The 17627-nt window shown below is 64.9% G+C and carries 22 protein-coding genes; 8 read left to right on the top strand and 14 right to left on the bottom strand.

Annotation, left to right across the window (positions count from 1 at the left end):
• Window positions 1–40: 40 nt before the first annotated feature.
• Together AC0L27_RS17580 and AC0L27_RS17585 are read right to left on the bottom strand one after the other, a co-directional pair.
• Complete coding sequence (locus AC0L27_RS17580; protein ID WP_354209293.1) at window positions 41–391, bottom strand: antibiotic biosynthesis monooxygenase family protein; 351 nt, start codon at window positions 389–391, stop codon at window positions 41–43.
• 37 nt (window positions 392–428) lie between these two features.
• A complete protein-coding gene (locus AC0L27_RS17585; RefSeq protein WP_063995954.1) occupies window positions 429–737 on the bottom strand; it encodes an NIPSNAP family protein in 309 nt (102 codons plus the stop codon).
• A gap of 194 nt (window positions 738–931) precedes the next feature.
• Here AC0L27_RS17585 and AC0L27_RS17590 point away from each other — a divergent pair, with 194 nt between their 5' ends.
• From AC0L27_RS17590 to AC0L27_RS17600, 3 genes are all read left to right on the top strand, one after another.
• Complete coding sequence (locus tag AC0L27_RS17590) at window positions 932–1630, top strand: ArsR family transcriptional regulator (RefSeq protein ID WP_354058737.1); 699 nt, start codon at window positions 932–934, stop codon at window positions 1628–1630.
• A gap of 148 nt (window positions 1631–1778) precedes the next feature.
• A complete protein-coding gene (locus AC0L27_RS17595) occupies window positions 1779–2786 on the top strand; it encodes an alpha/beta fold hydrolase (RefSeq protein ID WP_354209292.1) in 1008 nt (335 codons plus the stop codon).
• Window positions 2787–2978: 192 nt separating this feature from the next.
• Window positions 2979–3230: a GCG_CRPN prefix-to-repeats domain-containing protein gene (locus AC0L27_RS17600; protein ID WP_007603074.1), complete on the top strand. Its 252-nt coding sequence runs from the start codon at window positions 2979–2981 to the stop codon at window positions 3228–3230.
• A 144-nt stretch (window positions 3231–3374) separates the two neighbouring features.
• Here AC0L27_RS17600 and AC0L27_RS17605 read toward each other — a convergent pair whose 3' ends face one another.
• Both AC0L27_RS17605 and AC0L27_RS17610 read right to left on the bottom strand, forming a co-directional pair.
• The gene (locus AC0L27_RS17605; protein ID WP_354209291.1) at window positions 3375–3653 is read right to left on the bottom strand and encodes a twin-arginine translocation signal domain-containing protein; all 279 of its coding nucleotides are present in this window, start codon (window positions 3651–3653) and stop codon (window positions 3375–3377) included.
• 130 nt (window positions 3654–3783) lie between these two features.
• Window positions 3784–4098 (bottom strand): hypothetical protein, encoded by a 315-nt coding sequence (locus AC0L27_RS17610; protein ID WP_354209289.1) that lies wholly within the window; start codon window positions 4096–4098, stop codon window positions 3784–3786.
• Window positions 4099–4225: 127 nt separating this feature from the next.
• On the opposite strand from AC0L27_RS17610, the gene AC0L27_RS17615 reads away from it, so the two are divergent.
• A complete protein-coding gene (locus tag AC0L27_RS17615) occupies window positions 4226–4873 on the top strand; it encodes a glutathione S-transferase family protein (RefSeq protein WP_354209288.1) in 648 nt (215 codons plus the stop codon).
• Between the two features lie 96 nt (window positions 4874–4969).
• Window positions 4970–5122, top strand: coding sequence for a hypothetical protein (locus tag AC0L27_RS17620; RefSeq protein WP_354209287.1), 153 nt, complete (start codon window positions 4970–4972; stop codon window positions 5120–5122).
• Window positions 5123–5132: 10 nt separating this feature from the next.
• On the opposite strand, the gene AC0L27_RS17625 is transcribed toward AC0L27_RS17620, so the two are convergent.
• Entirely contained in the window at window positions 5133–5480 is a 348-nt protein-coding gene (locus AC0L27_RS17625; protein ID WP_354209286.1) for a hypothetical protein, read from the bottom strand.
• A gap of 121 nt (window positions 5481–5601) precedes the next feature.
• Window positions 5602–7134, bottom strand: coding sequence for an acyl-CoA carboxylase subunit beta (locus tag AC0L27_RS17630; protein WP_211399411.1), 1533 nt, complete (start codon window positions 7132–7134; stop codon window positions 5602–5604).
• 138 nt (window positions 7135–7272) lie between these two features.
• Here AC0L27_RS17630 and AC0L27_RS17635 point away from each other — a divergent pair, with 138 nt between their 5' ends.
• Both AC0L27_RS17635 and AC0L27_RS17640 read left to right on the top strand, forming a co-directional pair.
• Window positions 7273–7677, top strand: a complete 405-nt coding sequence (locus AC0L27_RS17635; RefSeq protein ID WP_354209285.1) for a DUF4260 domain-containing protein — start codon at window positions 7273–7275, stop codon at window positions 7675–7677.
• 140 nt (window positions 7678–7817) lie between these two features.
• Window positions 7818–8411, top strand: a complete 594-nt coding sequence (locus AC0L27_RS17640) for a hypothetical protein (RefSeq protein ID WP_354209283.1) — start codon at window positions 7818–7820, stop codon at window positions 8409–8411.
• A 134-nt stretch (window positions 8412–8545) separates the two neighbouring features.
• On the opposite strand, the gene AC0L27_RS17645 is transcribed toward AC0L27_RS17640, so the two are convergent.
• The 5 genes from AC0L27_RS17645 to AC0L27_RS17665 form a co-directional block, all read right to left on the bottom strand.
• On the bottom strand, window positions 8546–9202 hold the full coding sequence (locus tag AC0L27_RS17645; RefSeq protein ID WP_354209281.1) for a carboxymuconolactone decarboxylase family protein: 657 nt from the start codon (window positions 9200–9202) through the stop codon (window positions 8546–8548).
• Between the two features lie 63 nt (window positions 9203–9265).
• Window positions 9266–10084 (bottom strand): penicillin-binding transpeptidase domain-containing protein, encoded by an 819-nt coding sequence (locus tag AC0L27_RS17650; protein ID WP_354209279.1) that lies wholly within the window; start codon window positions 10082–10084, stop codon window positions 9266–9268.
• A gap of 128 nt (window positions 10085–10212) precedes the next feature.
• Window positions 10213–10473, bottom strand: a complete 261-nt coding sequence (locus AC0L27_RS17655; RefSeq protein WP_007603059.1) for an EscU/YscU/HrcU family type III secretion system export apparatus switch protein — start codon at window positions 10471–10473, stop codon at window positions 10213–10215.
• A complete protein-coding gene (gene fliK, locus AC0L27_RS17660) occupies window positions 10470–12074 on the bottom strand; it encodes a flagellar hook-length control protein FliK (RefSeq protein ID WP_354209277.1) in 1605 nt (534 codons plus the stop codon). Before fliK ends, AC0L27_RS17655 begins: the two co-directional genes overlap by 4 nt.
• Before the next feature lie 57 nt (window positions 12075–12131).
• Window positions 12132–12926 carry an ATP12 family chaperone protein gene (locus AC0L27_RS17665; protein WP_354209275.1) on the bottom strand — a complete coding sequence of 265 codons (795 nt, stop codon included), beginning with the start codon at window positions 12924–12926 and terminating at the stop codon, window positions 12132–12134.
• A gap of 74 nt (window positions 12927–13000) precedes the next feature.
• Between AC0L27_RS17665 and AC0L27_RS17670 the strand changes: the two genes are divergently transcribed.
• Entirely contained in the window at window positions 13001–13447 is a 447-nt protein-coding gene (locus AC0L27_RS17670) for a hypothetical protein (protein ID WP_275168087.1), read from the top strand.
• Window positions 13448–13497: 50 nt separating this feature from the next.
• Here the strand turns inward: AC0L27_RS17670 and AC0L27_RS17675 are convergent, their stop codons facing one another.
• The 3 genes from AC0L27_RS17675 to AC0L27_RS17685 are packed head-to-tail and all read right to left on the bottom strand — an operon-like array spanning window position 13498 to window position 17502.
• The gene (locus AC0L27_RS17675) at window positions 13498–14712 is read right to left on the bottom strand and encodes an RluA family pseudouridine synthase (RefSeq protein WP_354209273.1); all 1215 of its coding nucleotides are present in this window, start codon (window positions 14710–14712) and stop codon (window positions 13498–13500) included.
• 55 nt (window positions 14713–14767) lie between these two features.
• A complete protein-coding gene (locus AC0L27_RS17680; protein ID WP_354209271.1) occupies window positions 14768–16099 on the bottom strand; it encodes a replication-associated recombination protein A in 1332 nt (443 codons plus the stop codon).
• Window positions 16096–17502: a DegQ family serine endoprotease gene (locus AC0L27_RS17685; RefSeq protein WP_354209269.1), complete on the bottom strand. Its 1407-nt coding sequence runs from the start codon at window positions 17500–17502 to the stop codon at window positions 16096–16098. The genes AC0L27_RS17680 and AC0L27_RS17685 overlap by 4 nt, the downstream gene beginning before the upstream one ends.
• Between the last annotated feature and the right edge of the window lie 125 nt (window positions 17503–17627).

The raw sequence follows: 17627 nt of genomic DNA on the forward strand, positions 1-17627 counted from the left end.
TTGTTGGCCGCGCAGACATGGGGACGTGCCGCCGCGCGCGCTAGTGCGCGTCGTGCACCGCGCGGCTGTCCTTCGGCGCCTGCTCGCGATCATTCATGCTGTAGTCACGGACGACGCTGGCGATACGCAAATGATAGTCGGCGAAGATCTTCGCGCGGCCGTTCGCCTGGGTGCGGCGGTGCTCCATCGTGTTGCGCCAGGCTTGCACGGCCGCCTCGTCCCGCCAGAAAGACACCGACAAAATCTTGCCCTTGTCGGTCAGGCTCTCGAAACGCTCGACCGAGATGAAGCCGTCGATGGTTTGCAGGATCGGCTTGAGGTCGGCCGCGAGGTCGAAATAATCCTGGCGGTGTTCCGGCTTCGGCCAGACCTCAAAGATCACGGCGATCATGGGCGTCTCTCCTGTCGTTGATGGCCTACAATACCACTTACAAAACCACTTGGCGCAGAAACGTGCGCTCTTCCGCGAGGATGAATTTGTGCTCCTCGGCGAAGTGGAAGTTCGCCATGCCTTCCGTATCCTGACGCAACCGAGCGCGATAGGCCTCGTACGCAGCCAGACTCTCGAAGGTGATCAGCGCGAACGCGATATTGTTGGTGCCCTCGTGCGGCATGAAATAGCCGATCAGGTCGCCGCCGCATTTCGGGATGATCGTGAGCCAGCGCTTTGAATATTCCTCGAACTGCGCGCGCTTGAAGGGATCGAGCTGATAGCGGATGAAGACGGTGATGGACATGATGGGCTCCTCTGGTTCCACACCGTCATTGCGAGCGCAGCGAAGCAATCCAGGAATCCCTCTGCGGAGGCAGCCTGGATTGCTTCGTCGCCAGTGCAAAATTGCTTCGCAATTTTGTCACGGGCTCCTCGCAATGACGAGCAACACCACGCTACGCGCTTGCCCCACCGCAATGCTTCGGCTACCATCGAAGCATGAAATCAGGTCCAGACATCGCCATGATCGCCTCGCTCGTCGGCGATCCCGCACGCGCCAACATGCTCACGGCGCTGATGAACGGCCGCGCGCTCACCGCGAGCGAGCTGGCGCAGGAGGCCGGCATCACGCCGCAGACCGCGAGCTCGCATCTATCCAAGCTCGAGGCCGGTGGCCTGATCGAGCCGGAGAAGCAGGGCCGCCATCGCTACTACCGCCTCACCGACGACGATGTCGCCGGTGTGCTGGAGGGCCTTGCGGGCCTCGCCGCGCGGACCGGCCATATGCGCGTGCGTACCGGGCCGAAGGATCCGGCGCTGCGGCGTGCGCGGATCTGCTACGACCATCTCGCCGGCGATCTCGGCGTGCAGATGCTCGACACCCTGCGTGCGAAAAACCTGGTCAGGCAGAAGAAGCAGGAGATCGAGCTGACGGCCGAGGGCGAGCGCTTCCTGGCGAAGCATTTGCAGATCTCGCCCGACATGCTCGCCCATCCGCGCCGGCCGGTCTGCAAGGCCTGTCTCGACTGGAGCGAGCGGCGCCATCATCTCGCCGGCACGCTCGGCGCCGCCATGATGCAGCGTTTTGCCGAGCTGAAATGGGCCGCCCGCGACGCCACGCCCGGCAGCCGCGTGGTGAATTTTACGCGCACCGGCGAGAAGCAGTTTGCCGTGTTGTTCGGTGACGGGCGGGACTAAACACAACTCCGTGTGAACTGAGGATCTCGTCATGGCCGGGCTTGACCCGGCCATCCACGTCTTTACTGCGGCTGCCACGTGGATGCCCGGACAAGCCCGGGCATGACGGAGATTGTGTCGAGCACCTCAGTCCCAACCAGAGACCTCAATGATCCGCCTCCTCTCGACCGTGCTTTGCACGGCTCTTCTCGCCGCTCCTCTTACATCCCAAGCCGCCGACACCGCCCCGCGCGAGCCCTACGGCATCGCGCTCGAAGGCTTTGCCTATCCTTACCCCGTGCACCTGCTGCCTGTTGTCAATGACAGCGAGCAGCTCAGCATGGCCTATATGGATGTGCCGCCTGCGCAGCCGAACGGCCGCACCGTCGTGCTGCTGCACGGGCGCAATTTCCCGTCGAGCTACTGGGCGCCCGTCATCAAGATGCTGGGCGAAGCAGGTTATCGCGTCGTGGTGCCGGACCAGATCGGCTTCGGCAAATCCTCCAAACCGGCGGGCGAGCTGCACTTCGACACGCTGGCGCGCAACACCATCGCGCTGCTCGATCACCTCAAGATCGACAAGGCCGAGATCGTCGCCCATTCGCTCGGCGGCATGCTGGGCGTCCGCATCGCCCGCGCCTATCCCGACCGCGTCGCTCATCTTGTTCTGACGGCCCCGATCGGGCTGGAAGACTATCGCCTCTATGTGCCGCCGACGCCGACCGAGAAGATCATCGAGACCGAGGACAAGCTCACGGCCGATGGCTATCGCAAGCAGCTTCAGACCAATTATGCGATCAAGCTGCCGGCGGAGGCGATCACGCCGTTCATTGATGCCCGCTTCAATATCAAGGGCAGCCCGGACTATCCGCGCTGGCTGCGCGCCTTCGTCAGTTCCGGCCAGATGATCTATCGCGAACCGGTGGCGCATGAGATCGCACTGATCACCGAGCCGACGCTGTTCATCATGGGCGCCGACGACCACAACGCACCGGGCCGACTGAGCGCGCCGGAGGCGCTGCGCGCGAAAATGGGGCAGAACGCCGAGCTGGCAAAAGCACTCGCGGCGAAGATGCCGAATGCGCGGGCCGAGGTGATCCCGGACACCGGCCATCTCGTCTTCCTGGAGGCGCCTGAGAAGTACAAGGAGCTGGTCCTGGGCTTTCTCGGCCGCTAACGACATTGCTGTCGTCCGGAGCCGCATGCGGGGAATGTTCATGCCGCATTCAGGTCATGATTGGCAGATTTGGCTCGCGTCGTGTCGGCATGTTGCGATTTTAACGTGTCGAATCGTGTCTTTTGATTCATGGTGCGCCGAAAACGCCAAGCCCTCCTAGAACTTGCCCCCAAAGACGAGAAGGAAGATCAAATGAAATACCTGTTTGCCGCCGTGATGCTTGCCAGCGCGGTCGTTGGTTTCAGCGAGGCGGCCAGCGCCGCCGGCGGTTGCGGCCCCGGCTGGTATCGCGGCGCCTATGGCGGCTGCCGCCCGATGCGCGGTCCGGTCGTTGTCCGCCCGGGTCCGATCGTGGTTGCGCCGGCCCCTGTCGTCGTCGTGCCGCGCGCGCGCGTGTGCCCCTACGGTTTCCGCTGGTACGCCGGCCGCTGCCGCCCGTTCTGATCTCGTTTTTTGCATAGCTAAATGGCCGCGCGGCGAAAGCCTGCGCGGCCTTTTTTTTGGGGCACCTGACGTCGCACCGGGATGTTTCGAATCAAAACGGGGACCGCGATCGCGGTCCCCGTTCGAGCCTGGCTTGCGCGAAGCTTACCAATGGCGGCGGTGCCATCGCCGGCGATGCCAGCCCCAGTGACGGCGGCGCCAACCCCAATGACGGTGGTGGCCGTGCCAGTGCACCTGCTCCGGCTTCAACTGCGCCGCCTCATCGCTGCTGGTGACTGCGGGATGAGCGTCGGGATTGCCTTGCGGCATGCTGGGATCACCGAGCGGCTGCGGCGCCAGCGGCGCAGCCTTCGCGGCGGTCGTGAACGCGGCAGCTCCGGCCGCGACACCGATTGCAAATTTCAGAAAGTTCCGGCGCTCCATAATTTCTTTCCTCTTGGATGGTCGTGCCAGTGATGCAGAGGCGAGTGTCGCGGCGACGACATGAACCGAAGCTGAATCGCGCGTTCAGGTTCGTTGCGACTCTGACAGTGACGGCACGCCGCCCCAGGCGCTACTCGCCAAACTCCCGCGCCAGCACCAGCAACTCGCGCGTGCGCGTCACGTCGGGCCAATCGCGCTTGAAATCAGCCACCAGCTGCGTCAGCGCATCGCCCTTCAGCATGGCGTGCAGCGCAGCCTCGCTCTCGAACTGATACATCGCCTGATGCAGTGACGGATCGTCGAGGCTCCAGAACCGCCAGGCCTTAGCCACACCGAACGCCTTCGCCGCGTCGGGCAGATGTTCCGTCTCGTACCATCTGTCGAAGGCGGCGCGCTTGCCGGCATCGGTGACGACGGCGCGGACGACGAAGAAGGCTGACGGCATCGGATTTCCTCCTGTTGTTTGGGGTGAGACTAGCCGGTTACGTCGGCGACGACAAAAAGAGTTGGCAACGGTGTCGGACCGTGCGCCCCTCGTCCGTCCTATGCGCAAGACAGCACGGAGACGAGCTATGGCCGACCTCACCCTGACCACCTTCGACTGGGTTCCCCCGCCCCCGCGCGGTTTCGTCCGCGACCTCCGGGTGCGCTGGGCACTCGAAGAGGCCGCGTTGCCCTATCGCGTCGCGAGCGCGCCCTTCAACGGGCGCGGCGCCCAACATCTCGCGCACCAGCCGTTCGGCCAGGTGCCGTGGCTGACCGATGGCGACCTCTCGATCTTCGAGAGCGGCGCGATCCTGCTGCATCTCGGCGGCCTCAGCGCAAAGCTGATGCCATCAGATCCGCGCGGCCGCAACGAAGCCACGGAATGGCTGTTCGCCGCACTCAATTCGGTGGAGATGGCAAGCCTGCCCTGGGGGATGTCGAAGTTCATGGGACATCCGACCGATACGGCAGCATGGAAATTCGTGGACGACTTCCTCAAACTCCGCCTCAAGCACATGGAGGCGGTGCTGGCCAACCGCGAATGGCTGGCAGGCACGTTCTCCGTCGCCGACATCCTGATGTCCGACGTGCTGCGCGTCGTCGATCAGTTCGATGGGCTCGCAGACAGTCCCGCCTGCCGCGCCTATGTTGCACGCGCCACGGCCCGCCCGGCCTTCGCCAAGGCCCACGCCGACCAGATGGCACATTTCGCTGCGGCGGATGCGACCCGCTGACGCCGCGCCCGCGTCAGATGTGACGTGCCTCACATAACTGGCCCGGTGTTCGCCATAGGCTCACAGCCATCAAATCATCCCTGCGGAAGGTGACACATGGCCCGCATCGCATATCTCAGAGACCAGCTTGCCCGCGCCGAACGGCTGGCAAAGGCGATCCTCGACCGGCAAACCGCGGAACAGCTTCAGGCGTTCGCAGCCGAATGCCGCGAGGAGTTGTCCGTGCTGACGCGCAGGGCTGCGGCGTAAGGCTGCTCGGTTACACGAGCTTCATCGGCGTATCGGCGACCACGCGAAGGTCGAAGCTCCCAATCAACGCTGAGCGGCGCGCCTCCGCCGCACCGATGGCCTCGTCAGTCTGCCGCAGTGTACTGACGTTCGAGCCGAGCGAGACGATCCCGCCGAGCACGAGAGCTACTGAGCCGAGGGCGGCGGTCTGCCCCGTCCCGAGCAGACCGAGGATCGTGATCAGCAACAGTGCAGCCCCGCCACCGATGGCGATCTTGGATGCCAAAATATACTTCCGGCATCGCTCGGCAGTCTCGGCCAGCGCCGCAATCCGGTCTTCAATGTCTGAAATCTCGTCGGTCGGATCGTCTTCGGTCATTGGATTCGGATCGAGGATGCCAAATCAGAAACAAGATCAGTAGCCCGCATGAGCGAAGCGACATGCGGGACTGAGATAGAAAACCCGGATGTCGCTACGCTCATCCGGGCTACAAGTCCCCTCACAACGGCAAATTGTCGTGCTTCTTCGCCGGCGTTTCCACCTTCTTGTCCTTCAGCATCGACAACGCCCGCGCGATGCGCTTCCGCGTCGAATGCGGCATGATGACATCGTCGATGTAGCCGCGCTCGGCGGCGATGAAGGGGGACAGGAAGCGGTCTTCGTATTCCTTGGTACGCGCAGCGATCTTGTCGGGGTCGCCGATGTCGGCGCGGAAGATGATCTCGACCGCGCCCTTGGCGCCCATCACCGCGATCTGGGCGGTCGGCCAGGCGTAGTTCATGTCGGCGCCGATCTCCTTGGAGGCCATGACGTCGAAGGCGCCGCCATAGGCCTTGCGGGTGATGATGGTGACCAGCGGCACGGTGCACTGCGAGTACGCAAAAAGCAGCTTGGCGCCGTGCTTGATCAGGCCGCCATATTCCTGCGCGGTGCCGGGCAGGAAGCCCGGCACGTCGACGAAGGTGACGATCGGGATGTTGAAGGCGTCACAAAAACGAACAAAGCGCGCCGCCTTGCGCGAGGCATCGCTGTCGAGCACGCCGGCTAGCACCATCGGCTGGTTGGCGACGAAGCCCACCGTGCGGCCGGCGATGCGGCCGAAGCCGGTGACGATGTTCTTGGCAAAAGCGTCCGCGATCTCGAAGAAGTCGCCCTCGTCCACGACCTTCAGGATCAACTCCTTCATGTCGTAGGGCTTGTTCGGATTGTCGGGGATCAGCGTGTCCAAGGACATGTCGACGCGGCCGATGTCGTCGAAGCTCGGCCATTCCGGCACGCCGTCGGTGTTGTTGGACGGCAGGAAGTCGATCAGGCGCCGCATCTGCAACAGCGTCTCGACGTCGTTCTCGAAGGCGCCGTCGGCGATCGAGGAGCGCGTCGCATGCACCGAGGCGCCGCCGAGCTCTTCAGCCGTGACGACCTCGTTGGTGACGGTCTTCACCACGTCGGGGCCGGTGACGAACATGTAGCTGGTGTTCTTCACCATGAAGATGAAGTCGGTCATCGCGGGCGAATAGACGTCGCCGCCGGCGCAGGGGCCCATGATGACGGAGATCTGCGGGATCACGCCGGAGGCGAGCACGTTGCGGCGGAACACGTAGGAATAGCCGGCGAGCGCTGCGACGCCCTCCTGGATGCGGGCGCCGCCCGCGTCATACAGGCCGATGATGGGCGCCCTCGCCTTCATCGCCATGTCCTGGAGTTTCGTGATTTTCAGCGCGTGCGTTTCCGAGAGCGACCCGCCGAACACGGTGAAGTCCTTGGCAAAGACAAACGTCTTGCGGCCGTTGACGGTGCCCCAGCCGGTGACGACGCCGTCGCCGGGCACCTTGTTCTTCTCCATGCCGAATTCGGTGGAGCGGTGCTCGACGAACATGTCGAATTCCTCGAACGATCCCTTGTCGAGCAAGAGCTCGATGCGCTCACGTGCGGTCAGCTTGCCGCGGGCGTGCTGCGCCTCGATGCGCTTCTCACCGCCGCCGAGCTTTGCGCCGGCGCGACGGTCTTCAAGGGCGTCCAGGATGTGTTTCATTTGCTCCCGCCAGTTCTTAAGTGATGCGGGGTTCTAACACGGCATTTTGCGAGCCGGAAAGCGCCTTTCGACCTCGCAGGGCTGCCTTGCCGCAGCGGGAAAGCGCAAGGAATTCAAAGTTTTGCCTGGGAGACGAGCATGACCGAAGGAACGGCCGAGGCCGGCGCGGCGACGGGCGGCGTCAACATCCTGCTGCGGCTGGAGGGACTGACCCTCTTCGTGGGCATGGTGATGCTCTACTGGGCCTGGGACGGCTCATGGCTCGTGTTCGCCCTGCTGTTCTTCGTCCCGGACCTGAGCTTCCTGGCATATCTGTCGGACGCCAAATTCGGCGCGCTGGTCTACAACGCCGCCCACAGCTACATGGCGCCGGTCGCGCTGCTGACGCTCGGCTTCGGCCTCGCCTCGCCGCTCACCCTGTCCATCGCCTTGATCTGGCTCGCCCATATCGGCATCGACCGGGCGCTGGGCTATGGCCTGAAATATTCGGCCGGGTTCGGCTTCACCCATCTCGGCCGGATCGGCCGGCAGAAGGACCGCTGACGCAGTTGCAAATCTGGCTCGGCCCGGTTGACCGAGCCTGCCGATTCAGGCTTGCTCCAGGCTTGCGATCAGGCGCCGAATGTTGCGTGAGCTCAGTCGGTACGGCGGCGGTCATCATTTCCGGCTGCAAGCATCACCCCATGTCCGCGACGGTCGCTCCACTGCCGCCGAACCCATCGTCCGAAACCATCGACTTCCTGCGGCGCATGGCCAGCATGGTGTCGGGGCGGAACGGCGAGATGCTGCTGCGCGCGGCCGCGCTGATCGAGTCGCTGGCGCAGCGGGCGATGTCGGCGGAACGCCTCTATCACCGGGAGCACGAAGAGAACACGCGCAACAGCGAATTGCGCGAGGCCGGTGAGATGGCGTCCGACGCCATGGTCAAGCAAATCGACGGGCTGCGCAGCCAGCTTGCCGAAGTCACCGCGGCCGCGGCGGCCAAGCGCGCGGCATTCGATGCCGAGCGCGGCAAGCTGCTTGGCCTGATGCAGCACGCCGAGGGCCATATCGGCCAGCTTACAAGCGAGCTGGAGACGCTGCACGCCTCGATCGACAGCTTCAACGAGACCGCCATCTCCGTGCCGATCGAGGTGCTGCGGCTGGCGCGCACCCAGTTCGATGTCCTCTCCGCCGGCTTTGCCCGCAAGGGCGACGTGATCTCGCAGGCGATGAGCGAGATCGGCGGTTTTGCCATCGACCAGGCGCTGACGGTGAAGAAGGCCGATCCCGCCTGAGGCGGACGAGGTCGTCATGCCCGGGCTCGTCCCGGGCATCCACGTCCTTTGCGCTGCTTGAGAAGGTCGTGGATGGCCGGGACGAGCCCGGCCATGACGCGGGAGCGATCAGCGCGCACCAAATTGAACGGGTCTTACGGCTCGCCGGGCTTGAACGGCTCCTGCTTGTCCGGCGGCACGGTCTCCTCCGCCATTGCCAGCAGCATCGCGACCATCACGTAATTGCCGGCGACCGCGGTGAGGTCGACGATCTGCTGGTCGTTGAAGACCTTCTTCGCGCGCGCGTAAGTCTCGTCAGCGATCTTCCTGGTCGTGGTGAGCTCGGTGACGAAGTCGTAGACGACGGCCTCGTCCTCGGCCATCTTCGACGGCCGCTTGTTGGCCTTCAGCTCCGCGATGATGTCGGGCGACAAGCCCGCCTTCGCAGCGAGCGGCGCATGGGCGTACCACTCGACCTGCGAGCGCCATTGCCGCCCGATGATCAGGATCGCGAACTCGTTGAGCTTTGTCGGGACCGTGGTTTCCCAGCGCAGATAGTGGAACAGGTCGAACAGGCGCTGGCCGAGCACCGGGCTGCGGATCATCGGATTGTAGGGACCGCCGATGCCGACGCTCGAGACCTTCATGATCTGCTCGCCGAGCGGCTTCTGCTTGGCGTCGAGCTGGTCCATCGTGAGCTGCGGAAAGCGCGGCTCCCTGCTGGTGGCGGGACCGGCAAACATCGTGGCGACGAGCCAGCCACCCGCGGCAGCAAGCGTCAGCGACGACAGCCAGAGTGGCGTTGAGTTCATGTTGTCCTCCCGGTTTTTTCTTGATCCGGAGGATGCTAGTCGAGCGGCGCCGGCGTGGTAGCGCTAGATCGCGCCGATCTCGGCAAGGCAGGCTTGCGTCAGCGGCATGCGCTCGCCGACCAGACGCGGCTCCTTGCAGTCCATATTGAGCGCGAACACGGTGTGCGCTTCGCCCTTCTCTGCCCAGCCCACCATCCAGCCAAGCGACGGCTCGCCTCGCTCGGCGCCAAGCAGCCCGGACTTGGCGCGAATGACGCCGTCGCCGACCTTGGTCACCGGCAGGATGTCAGCGACGAGATCCTGGCTGCGTTTGGAGATCGGCAGCGCGCGGCGGCGCAGCCTGTCGACGAAATCGACCTGCTCGACCGGATCGATGCGCAAGGCGCCGGTAAGCCAGAACTGGTCGATGCCGCCGCCGATGTCGCGATTGCCGTAGTCGAACAGATCGACGTATTTCTGCATGCGCTCCTGTCCGATCCGGCGCGCGATCTCCTGATAGACCGGTACCGCGCTCACGAGAATCGCGCTGCGCAGCGTGTGATCCTTGTTCCAGGCCTCGATCGGACGCTTCACGCCATCCCAGGGAAAAACGTCCTTGTCGGGATCGGCGACGACGCCAGTTTCGAGCGCGATCAGCGAGTTCGGTATCTTGAAGGTCGAAGCCGGCAGCTTCGCCTCGCCCGAACGTTCCTTGTCGCTCGCGACGACCAGATAGTCCTCGACTTTGTAGCCGACGAACGTCCCGGCCGTGCCGAGGTCGGTGAAGCGCTTTGCGAGGCTGTCACGAATCTCGTTTCGCGGCGGCGCGACATGGGCGAGTGCGCGCGACGGCAGGATCGCGGTTGCGGCGAGAAGACCGAGAGTCGAACGGCGGGTGAGCACTGGCGGTGTCCGTTTACGCGATGAAGAAGGCCCCGACCATGCAGCCGCTATCGTGGTGAAACGATGACAGGTTATTTCTTGAGCATGATCTCTTCGGAAAACCGCTGCACACTTTTGCGGATCATGCTCTACCGCCTACCCGACAGCCGCAGCACGAACACCAGCACTTCGGCGACGGCCTTGTAGAGGTCGGGCGGGATCTCCTCGCCAAGCTCGACCTTGGAGAGCGCACCGGCCAGGATCTCGTTTTCCTCGATCGGGATGTCGTTGGCCTTGGCGATCTCGACGATCTTTTCGCCGATCGTGCCCTTGCCCTTGGCGACGACGACAGGCGCGTTGCTGCCCTTCTCGTAATGCAGCGCAATCGCTAGCTTCGACGGGTCGCTCATGTGGCGCGATCCAGGAAGTGGCCGGCACGGGTCGGTGCGGGCTGTGGCGGGGTGCCATCGCGAACCAGGATGTCGCCGGGCTTGAGCTCGGCCCTGGTCAGGGCCTGGTTGAGCTCACCGATTCCGGCGCGAAGCTGCTGTGCGGTCGCCGGCCGCTCCGCCCACATCCGCACGAAGGTCGTGTCGCCGTTCAGGGTAATCAAAGCGTGCACGGGGCCGGCCGGCTCGACATTGAGTGTGAAGCGCGCGCGCCAGGCGCGCCCGGCGGGATCGGCGGATTCATTGCCGCCATCGCGCGAGATCTCGAACTGCGCCATTGCGGTGCCCTGAGGCGTTGCGAACGGAATCTCGAAATTCCACTGCGGCACGGTCGGATCGATTCTGTGACCGCTGGCATCGGTGCGATCGGGGAGCGAAGCGACCTGGAGCAAGGTCTGGCGCGCGATCGCGGCATCGGTGTCGTCGAGCAGGCGATGCACGGTCGCGGCGAGCGGCGTATCGGGCGCGAGTGACGGCGAGGCGATGGATTGCGGCGACGGTAATGCGCCGCGAACCGGCGGTGGCGTCGCGCGCGCGGCGGCTTCGAAAATATGTCCGTCGGGCACGGCTTTGTTCGAGCCCGGCAAATTGCCCATCATGCGCGGCAGGTTTTGCGTGATCTCTTGCAGGAGGCTCGCGGCAAGGCCCGCAGATATGGTTCGCGGCATCGCAGCCTGCGGCGCACCGCCAGCTATGTCCGCCAGCACAGCGGCCGCGAGATTGGCGCTGCGCGGCATTTGCGGTGATTGGGCGATCTCGGGTTCGGTTGCGGGCAAGGCGGCCTGTGCAGCCTGCGTCTGCGCGGTAGCGACCTGCGGTGTTGCCCCGGTACCAGCTGGAAGGGTGGCACCTTGCGTCTGTGGCGCCGTCTCGAGCGTTGCCAGCGTCTGCCGCAGCACCAGAAGCGCGGCTTTCAAATCCGGCATCGTGGCGGAGGACGGCGTCGCGCCTGCGGCGAGCGAGGCCTCTAGGAGCAGCCCGGATCTCTGGAAAGCGGATTCGACGTCGCCGCCATCGAGCCTGGTGTTGAGCGGCGTCTGCTGCGCCAGCACGCCCAGCATCGCCTGCTTCAGCCCCGCCGGAAGATCGCTGCCGGTGACCACCGCGGCCAGATTGGCGAACAGCGGCGCCTGGCTGCCCTGCTTTGTGACCGCCTCGGCCGAAGCTGCGGTAACGGCGACCTGCTCCGATGGCGTCAGCACGTTGCGCGCCGCGCCCACTAACGGCGCAAGCGGCGGGCTGTCCACCAGCGAGGCCGCAGCAGGCGTCAGCGTGACCTGATCGGCGGTCGCCTCGCCTGCCCCGCCCATGACGGCGAGCCGAATGGTGCCGCCGTTCTGCGACACCGCAAGCTGGAGATTTTGTCCGGGTGTCAGCGCCACCTCGGACATCACATCCATCGAGAGGTTGGCGATCGCGATCCGCACCAGATTATCGGCGAGCACGCTGACGACTCTTGCGTCGACCACGCTGCCGGGCTGCAGCACAAGATCGGGCGTCGCCGCGTCAGCAACAGGGCTGGCGGCACTGACGGGAACGATCGAACTTATCGGCGTCGGCATGGCGAGGGGCCCGGGAAGCGCAGGTCCTACCCTAAGGCAGCCCTCGTAAACCTCTCGTTAAGGACCTTCGGCCGCGGGCGGCTTTACGGCGGTCAAAACCGCCACGGCAGCCTCGAAATCCCGCAGACGGGCAGCGCGGCGGCCGGCCGCTTCCTCGTCCACGCCCCATTTCTCGGCATTCCAGTCCTCGTCGACATAAGCCGCCGCCCAGACCTGGTCGGCGTCGCGCACCCCGTGGGCTAGCGCCAGCGCCAGCAGAGCCGAGCCCGTGAGCGTGGTGATCACGTGGAGGGCGGCGACCGACCAGGCATCCCCCGGCAGCGCCGCACGCGCCGCCCGAACAGCCTCCTCCGGCTGCGTCACATGCATGACGCCTTCGGACAGGATGAAGTGCGCCCCCAGGGTCTCCGCGGCCCAGAACAGCACGGGATCCCAATGCGCGGCCTCCCGGGCGACAAGTCCCTCGGGATGGCCGGCGCGGTAGAACAGCAGATCGGACCGGAGGTATTTTGCGAGGTCTTCCGTGACGAGATCGACGCGGTCGACGACACCCTCGACCACGCTGTTGGCGATCCGCGTCAGCGGCATGGTCATTGGATTGATCGTCTCTTTCTGATCCGCCCATTCCGTGGCGACTGCATCGGCTAGCGCGCGCGAAGGGATCACCACCTGGCGGCCAGAGGGCGTGCGGATCGCCTTGCCATCGAGTGTGATGGCGAAGCCGCCTTCGGCCTCGGCCACCCCTACCTCCTTGTAGAAGCGCTTGCGCAACGGCACGCGCGAGGCCTGGCGGACCGCCTCTTGCGGATCGAGCGGGGATCGCCCCGCAACTTCATCGAACAATTCGCGCATCTGGTTTTCGGCCCTGATCACTCAATGCTAGGCTTGTAAGGTAAGAGCGGCGACCGATAAAGCGAGCGGCAGGTATGAGGGAACTTGCGGGCATTGTGGCTCTGCTAGCCGGGTTTTGGCCGGCCGCGGCGCAGGCCGGCTTTCGGACTCCGGAATCGGTGGTCCGCAACGTCTACGCTCATTACGGCCAAGGCGCGCCGGAGCTCTCAAAAGGCCTGCCGCGGGATGCCGCCACCGCCCGGCAATTCTTTGACCCCTCCTTGCGCAAGGTGTGGTCCGCGCCGCAAGTCGCGCCCTACGATTTTCTGGTGCAGAGCCCGAGCTGGAAGCTCGGCCCCGTCGCCATCGCCGTCATTCGCAGGCAATACGACAAGACCTACGTCGCGGCGAATTTTGACAACCGCGGCCGGCCGGTGACCTTAAATTTCATCCTGGTCAGCGGGCCCGAGGGCTGGTTGATCACGGATGTCGAGAGCCCGCACGACAGCCTGCGGATGTTTCTGGAGCAGTTTCGGAATTGAGCGGGCTTCATTATTCGGGGCGCAGCGAAGCAACCCGATCGCAAACTCAACTACTCTTCCGGCGCGTTCTCGATCGGATCAAATCTCGTTGCATCGAGCCCGAGCAGGTTCCACGACTGCTGCATGTGCTGCGGTAGCGGCGCGGTGGCATCGATGAAGCCGCCGCGCGGATGCGGAATGACGATGCGGCGCGCCAGCAGATGCAGCCGGTTTTGCAGGCCGCCCGGCAGTTGCCAGTTCTCGATGTTGAAATATTTGGGATCGCCGACGATGGGGTGACCGATATGTTCCATGTGGGCGCGCAGCTGGTGGGTGCGTCCCGTCACCGGCTTCAGCGACACCCAGGTCAGCTTGTTGCCGGCGGTTTCGACCACCGCATAGTATGTCACAGCGTGGCTTGCGCCCTCGTCGCCATGCTGGGCGATGCGCATGATGGTGTCGTCCTCGCTCTCCTCCTTGGCAAGAAATGTCGAGATGCGGCCCTGCTTCGGCTTCGGTAGTCCCGGCACCAGCGCCCAATAGGTTTTTCGCGCCGACCGCGAACGGAACGCGCCGGTCAGATGCGAGGCGGCAAAGCGGGTCTTGGCGACCAGGAGACAGCCCGACGTCTCCCTGTCGATCCGGTGCACGAGGCGCGGCTTCTGGCCCTTGGAATCGCGCATCACCTCCAGCATCTGATCGATGTGTCGCGTCATGCCCGAGCCGCCCTGCACTGCAAGTCCGGCCGGCTTGTTCAGCACGAGAACGTCGTCGTCCTCGTAAATCGTCATCTCCTTCAGCGCGGCAAGCGTCTTTTGCGCCGCCTCCGACTGCGGGTTGGGCGCCTTCGGCGTGTCGAGCTTCAGCGGCGGAATGCGAACGCTCTGGCCCTCCTCCAGGCGGTCCTTGCTGTCGACCCGCTTGCCGTCGACGCGCAGCTCGCCTTTGCGAACGACGCGCTGGATGTGGGAAAACGACAGGCCGGGAAAGTGCGCTTCAAGGAAGCGATCGACGCGCATGTTGTTCTCGTCGGCCGTCACCTTGACGGTCTGGACCTTGGTTGGCAGCAATGCCTCGACGGGCTTTACCGGTGCAGCCTTCTCCGGTTCGGCTTTGGGCGCGCGCCGCTCGACGCGCTCGCTCGCAAAGCGCGGCGGCTTCGCGCCGGGCTTGCCGCCCGGCCGCGGTCCTGCCGCCTTCGCGCTGCGCGCCTTGAACGGACGCGCCTCCTTGCGTTCATCGCGCGAACGGGGCTTTGGATCGGTTCTTTTGATGCGGCGGCTCATGGTGCCTGCCTAGCTCAAAAGCGGCCTCACGTCACGGCGAAATGGCGATTTGGCTTCAGCCGCCCTGCTCCTTCCGCAACTTGGCCCAATAATCCAGCCGCTTCCTGATCTCCCGCTCGAACCCGCGGTCCGGCGGGTCGTAGAAGGTCTGGCGGCCCAGGGCCTCCGGAAAGTAGTCCTGGCCGGAAAAGGCGTCGGGGGCGTCGTGGTCGTATTCGTACGACGCGCCGTAGCCTTCCGACTTCATCAGCTTGGTCGGCGAGTTGAGAATGTGTTTCGGCGGCAGCAGTGAGCCGGCCTGCTTTGCGACCTGCATCGCTTTGCCGAAGGCGGTGTAGACGGCATTCGATTTCGGTGCGGTGGCGAGATAGACCACCGCCTGCGCGATCGCGAGCTCGCCTTCGGGATGACCGAGGAAGTCGAAGGCGTCCTTGGCGGAGTTGGCAATGACCAGCGCCTGCGGATCGGCAAGCCCGATATCCTCGACCGCCATGCGCACGACGCGACGGGCCAGAAACAGCGGATCCTCGCCGGCATCGAGCATGCGCGCGAGATAATACAGCGCGGCATCGGGATCAGAGCCCCGCACCGACTTGTGCAGCGCCGAGATCAAATTGTAATGGCCGTCGGCCGACTTGTCGTAGATCGGCGCGCGGCGCTGCAAAATCTCCTGCAACTGCGCGGCGTCGAAAATCTCGTCCTTGCGCGCGGCGCGCCAGACTTCCTCGACGAGGGTCAGCGATGCGCGGCCGTCGCCATCGGCCATGCGCACCAGCACCGCCCGCGCTTCCTCGTCGAGCGGCAGCTTGCGGCCCTCGACCTCCTCGGCGTGCGCAAACAGCTTTTCGATCGCGGCCGCGTCGAGCGAGCGAAACACCAGCACGCGCGCCCGGGACAGAAGCGCCGCGTTGAGTTCGAAGGAGGGATTTTCGGTGGTGGCGCCGACCATCACCACCGTGCCGTCTTCCATGACCGGCAGAAACGAATCCTGCTGGGCGCGGTTGAAGCGATGCACCTCGTCGACGAACAGCAGCGTGCCCTTGCCCATCTCGCGGCGTGCACGCGCGGCCTCAAAGGCCTTCTTCAAATCGGCGACGCCGGAGAACACCGCGGAGATCTGCTCGAAATGCAGATCGGTGGCGTCCGCGAGCAACCGCGCGACCGTGGTCTTGCCGGTGCCGGGCGGACCCCAGAACACCAGCGAGCCCAGCGTGCGCGTCTCCAGCATGCGCGTCAGCGCGCCGTCGGGACCCAGGATGTGATCCTGGCCGACGACCTCCGAGAGCGCGCGCGGTCGCAGCCGATCCGGCAGCGGATGCGGAGCCTCGTGATCGAGCCCCGCCGCGGCGAAGAGAGTTGGCGTCTCCTGTGGTCGCTTCGGACTCATCCGCCCAGCGTGACGTTGATTTGCTGGCCGCCGCGCACCAGCGTGATGCGCCAGATGCGCTGGCGCTCGGCCGCCGCCTTTTCGAGATCGCTGGTCTTGCTGATCTTTTGGTTGTTGACCGCCAGGATGACGTCGCCCTTCTGAAAGCCGACATTCGCGGCCGCGCTGTCGCCGCCGAGATCGGTGACCACGACGCCTTCGGTGTCGGCGTCCAGATGCAGCTCGTCGGCGAGCGCCGGGGTGATGGTCGAGACCTTCGCGCCTTGCAGAGGCGAGCGCGCCGTGATGACGAGCTCGTTGCGGCCGGTATCGGGCGCAGCATCCAGCGCCACCGTCAGCTTGACCGGCTTGCCGCCACGCTGCACGTCGATCAGCGCCGTGCCGCCGAGCGGCCGTGTGGCGAAGCGATAGTCGAAAGCGTTGGGATCATCCACAGTCTGGCCGTCGATCGAGACGATCAGGTCGGAGGATTTCAGCCCGGCCTTGGCCGCCGGTCCGTTCGGAACGACGCTTGCGACCAGCGCACCGGTCGGCGAACGCAGGCCGAGACTCTCGGCGATCTCCGGCGTCACCGCCTGCAGCTTCGCGCCGAGCCAGGGCCGCTTTACCGCCTTGCCGCCGCCTTTGGCGGAGGCGACGACGACGCGCACCATGTTGGCGGGGATCGCGAAGCCGATGCCCTGCGAGCCGCCGGAGCGAGAATAGATCGCGGTGTTGATGCCCGCGAGCCGGCCGTTCATGTCGACCAGCGCGCCGCCGGAATTGCCGGGATTGATCGCCGCGTCGGTCTGGATGAAAAACTGGTAGTCGGTGATACCGACCTGCGTGCGCGCCAGGGCCGAGATGATGCCGTGGGTCACGGTCTGGCCGACGCCGAAGGGATTGCCGATCGCCATCACGACGTCGCCGACCAGCAGCTCGTCCGAATTGGTGAATTCGAGAGCCGGAAACTTCTCCTTGGTGTCCTTCAGACGCAGCACCGCGAGATCGCTGCGAGAGTCCTTCAGCACGATCTCGGCCTCGAACTCACGTTTGTCCGACAGCGACACCTTGACCTGGTCGGCGCCTTCGATGACATGGACGTTGGTGACGACGAGCCCGGACGCATCGACGATCACGCCCGAACCAAGCGAGCGCTGCACCTGCTCCTGCTGCTGGCCGGGCACGCCGAAGAAGCGGCGGAAGATCGGGTCGTCGAGCAGCGGATTGCGGTTCTGCACCACCTTGGCGGCATAGACGTTGACGACTGCCGGCTGCACCCGCTGCACGATCGGCGCATAGGACAGCCGCAGTTCGGCGGGCGAGGACGGCACTCGGCGGTCTTGCGCGGCGGCCGGATTGACGTTGGCCGAAAAGGCTATGCACAGCGCCGTGACGACGGCGGTCCAGGTCGATCGAAACATTCCTACCTCTTGGAAAAGACGCCGGAATATAGGCGCGTTCGCCCCCCAATAGAAGGGCGCCCGGCGGCATATTCGCCCCCCTTTTTGGTGTGTCCGGCCTGCAAGCACTGCGTGCGAAATGGCAA

It is taken from the genome of Bradyrhizobium sp. Ken51 (assembly GCF_055807435.1).